The following is a 2,896-nucleotide window of genomic DNA, read 5'->3' on the forward strand; positions in this document are numbered from 1 at the left end:
GTCGCCGGCGATCTTTTTGAGTGCGCCTTTGTCCAGGTCTACCAGCACCACTTTAGCGCCTTCGTCGAGGAATAATTTTGCGGTCGTCTGTCCGATACTGCCTGCGCCGCCCGTAATCAGGGCTACCTTGTTTTCCAATCTCTTCATAATGCAATATTTTATGATGATATAATACTGTTTCGGTGTAGCGGCCGGGATAAAGGGGGCTTCGTTTGAAGTATTTCAAAGGTACCGAAAGCCATCCCCCGGAAACATGACAACTATCATCAACATCATCAATTAACATTTTGTTTAGATAACCGGAAAATCAGGATATGATTATTGCGCGCGCAGCTTTTTCAACATCTGCGCCGCGTTGCTGTTACCGGGATTCATGCGGAGTGATTTTTCGTAATTCACGATGGCGGGTTCCTTTTCGCCATTTTCCATGTAAGCTTCGGCCAGGCTGTCCCACACATTCGCCGACCCCGGGTAATCGACCGAATTTTGCCGGAACACCGCGATGGCATCTCCATACTTTTTGGTGCGCAACAGGTCGTACCCGATGCTATTCATCATGTCCTCCCCTATTTTGTTTTCTCGGGTGGTGAGATATGCCCGCAACGCCTTTTCCGCGCCGTCCTGCAGCAGGGATGTATAGAACGCCGCTGCCGGCGCTTCGAATTTCCCGTAAGCCACCCAATCTACGACGCCCTGCTGGCTGCCGCCGAGTCCGGTGGAAAGAATATCTGCCGCGGGCGACAGCCCGTTGGCGCTGTTGGTGAAGTACACGATGCCCTTGCGATGCCGGATATCCGCAACAAACAGGGCCTTGCTGTCGCCCTGATCGCCCCAGTGCCAGGCGTACCGGCCGGTGGCGGAGCTGTCGAGCCCCAGGCCGAGGCCCCACGAAACACCGGGCATCTTCTTCGCATCCGGGAAGCTGTAAGACCGGAACACCTGCGCGAAAACGGCGGGCGCGATCCGGTATCCTGAAAGGAACGCCTGCAGGAAGGAGGCGTAATCTTTCGCCGTGGTACGCATGCTGGCGGCGGCGTTCACGTTCCTGTAATCAGCCGCATACCCTTGGTTCCCCATCCAGGTGTGCCGGGGAGCGTGCAGGGCCCGAAGCGTGGTGTCGAACATCATCTTGCTGTGGCGCATGCCCAGCGGGAGGAAGACGCTGTCATGCGCCAGTTGCGCGAACGGCCGTCCTTTGATCTTTTCCATCACCTTTGCGAGCAATACGAACCCCTCGCCCGAATACTGGAATTTTTCGCCGGGCGTGAACAGGATCGGCAGCAGGGAATCCCTGCGCCAGTTCGGGAAACCCGCCGAATGCGAAAGCACCCGCCGGGCAGTGACGCCGGCGAACCGGGGGTCATCACCTACATCGTAATTGTTGCCGAGGTAATCGCGCAGAGAGGTGTCGAGGTTGAGCTCGTGGCTGCCCGTTAGCAGGAGCGCCATGTAGGCCGTCACCACTTTGGTAAGCGACGCGGCTTCGAAGCGGGTGCTGTCGGTAATGGGGGCACCTGTTCCCTTGGCGGCCACGCCAAAATGTTGTACCCAGACCGGCTTGCCGGTTTCGAAATATGCCACGGTGAGCCCCGGGATGCGGTCGCGCTGCATGAGTGCGGGGATGCGGGATGATAATTCAGAGGGGACGGAAGACTGCGCGCCGGCGGAAAGGGCGGCGAAAAGGCAGCAGAGGGTTGGCAGGTAACGGAACATGGGGAAGGGTATTACCCTAATATCGGCAATTTCGGTGAAGAACGGAAGCGACCGTATTAAGCGTTACAACACATACTGTTAAGGTAAAATTCATTTTGACGGATGGGGAATTCTGCTATCTTTACAAGAGATATTCCAGTTTTGAAAACCATCTGACCACGTAATTGAAAATCAAATTATCATGTAAAGAAGGGCATGAGCACTAAACGCCTTCCTTTAAAACAGTTTTCGAAAAAGATATAGCAGCAAAGAAATCACCAGGCTCACGAGCAGCATGGTGGTCACAGGAAAGAAAAACCGCACATTCTCCTTCTCCACCCGGATATCCCCGGGCAACCTGCCCAACCACCGCAGTTTGTCGGAGAAGAAATACAGGACGATTCCGATGGCAACCACCATCAGACCGATGATGATGAGTTGTTTACCAAGTTGCGGGTTCATGATCCAAAGATAAGCAAGCCCTGTCGCTTATCCGTTGAAAATGAACTTTCCATCGCTGATGTATAAACGTATCGGATTACTATGTACCTCATATTTATCACACACCTCGACTAAAAATGCTTGCTGCATGAAACACATCCTCTCTATTTTGATTTGCCTGAGCTGTTGGGCAACCTCCGGGCTACGTGCCCAAACCACGCAGGCCTCGATTTTCGGGGTCGTGTCCGACGAAAACAAACAGCTGATACCCGGGGCCTCGGTGATGGTCCGGAATAATTCCACCGGCTTCACCACCCGCACCGTCACCAACACCAAAGGGGAATACAACTTCCGCGAGCTTCCCCTCGGCGGGCCGTACACCATCACGGTGAGCTACGTCGGCTACGCCAATTATGAACAAGGCGGGCATTCCCTCAACCAGGGCGACGTGCTCCGGCAGAACATCGTCCTCAAATCCTCCACCGTCAACATCGGTGAGGTAAAAGTGGTCGGCAATGCCCTGCGCAACAAGCGCGAGAACTTCGGCGCCGCCACCACCGTTACCGCCCGCGATATCCAGAAGCTCCCCGTGAACGGCAGGAACTTCACCTCGCTGGTGGACCTCTCCCCGCTCAGCAGCGGCAGCAACCTGTCCGGCCAGCTGGCCTCGTCCACCAACTTCACCATCGACGGCACCTCCGCCAAATGGTCGCTTGCCGAACTCGCGCCGGACTTCGCTCACATCGTCCTCTCCGGGCCGGAA

4 protein-coding genes are annotated in these 2,896 nt (G+C 55.4%); 1 reads left to right on the plus strand and 3 read right to left on the minus strand.

Going from position 1 to position 2,896, the window contains the following annotated elements; translation table 11 throughout:
* The 3 genes from Q0510_RS23800 to Q0510_RS23810 form a co-directional block, all read right to left on the minus strand.
* On the minus strand, positions 1 to 147 hold a 147-nt coding region (locus Q0510_RS23800; RefSeq protein ID WP_298717464.1), incomplete at its 3' end, for an SDR family NAD(P)-dependent oxidoreductase.
* A 171-nt stretch (positions 148 to 318) separates the two neighbouring features.
* Complete coding sequence (locus tag Q0510_RS23805) at positions 319 to 1,713, minus strand: serine hydrolase (RefSeq protein WP_298717455.1); 1,395 nt, start codon at positions 1,711 to 1,713, stop codon at positions 319 to 321.
* Between the two features lie 216 nt (positions 1,714 to 1,929).
* On the minus strand, positions 1,930 to 2,154 hold the full coding sequence (locus Q0510_RS23810; RefSeq protein WP_298717458.1) for a DUF2905 domain-containing protein: 225 nt from the start codon (positions 2,152 to 2,154) through the stop codon (positions 1,930 to 1,932).
* 127 nt (positions 2,155 to 2,281) lie between these two features.
* Here Q0510_RS23810 and Q0510_RS23815 point away from each other — a divergent pair.
* Positions 2,282 to 2,896 (plus strand): carboxypeptidase-like regulatory domain-containing protein (locus Q0510_RS23815; RefSeq protein WP_298717461.1); only part of this gene is annotated, 615 nt, incomplete at its 3' end.

It is taken from the genome of uncultured Chitinophaga sp. (genome assembly GCF_937874145.1).
Classification (GTDB): domain Bacteria; phylum Bacteroidota; class Bacteroidia; order Chitinophagales; family Chitinophagaceae; genus Chitinophaga.

What these genes read in the sequence shown, in the direction of transcription:
- Q0510_RS23805 (WP_298717455.1), bottom strand. Translation starts at nt 1,713, where the DNA reads ATGTTCCGTTACCTGCCAACCCTCTGCTGCCTTTTCGCCGCCCTTTCC.
- Q0510_RS23810 (WP_298717458.1), bottom strand. Translation starts at nt 2,154, where the DNA reads ATGAACCCGCAACTTGGTAAACAACTCATCATCATCGGTCTGATGGTG.